At 70.4% G+C, this 416-nt stretch carries 1 protein-coding gene; it reads left to right on the top strand.

Annotated features, from left to right (window positions below; genetic code table 11):
• Positions 1-416, top strand: a 416-nt coding sequence (locus tag J0695_RS40120) for a SigE family RNA polymerase sigma factor (protein WP_206969745.1), incomplete at both ends; no start/stop codon positions are given.

Genomic DNA, 416 nt, shown 5'->3' with positions numbered 1-416 from the left:
AACCGGGGGAGCGGCGACGTACGGGGAGACCACGGGGGAGCGGCAGCAGTCCCTGTCGGAGGCGGAATTCACCGCCTACGTACAGGAACGCCGCGCCTCCCTGTACGCGACCGCCTATCACCTGACCGGTGACCGCTTCGAGGCGGAGGACCTGCTGCAGAGCGCGCTCTTCTCCACGTACCGCGCCTGGGACCGGATCAGCGACAAGGCCGCGGTCGGGGGCTACCTCCGCCGCACCATGACCAATCTGCACATCAGCGCCTGGCGCCGCCGCAAGCTGAACGAGTACCCGACCGAGGAGCTCCCGGAGACGGCGTACGACACGGACGCGATGCGCGGCACCGAGCTGCGGGCGGTCCTGTGGCAGGCACTGGCCCGCCTGCCCGAGCTGCAGCGGACGATGCTCGTCCTGCGCT

Origin of the sequence: Streptomyces beijiangensis, assembly GCF_017315755.1 — a bacterium.
Classification (GTDB): Bacteria; Actinomycetota; Actinomycetes; order Streptomycetales; family Streptomycetaceae; genus Streptomyces; species Streptomyces beijiangensis.
The sequence above is the reverse complement of the archived record's forward strand: the minus strand, read 5'-3'. Positions and strand labels throughout refer to the sequence as shown.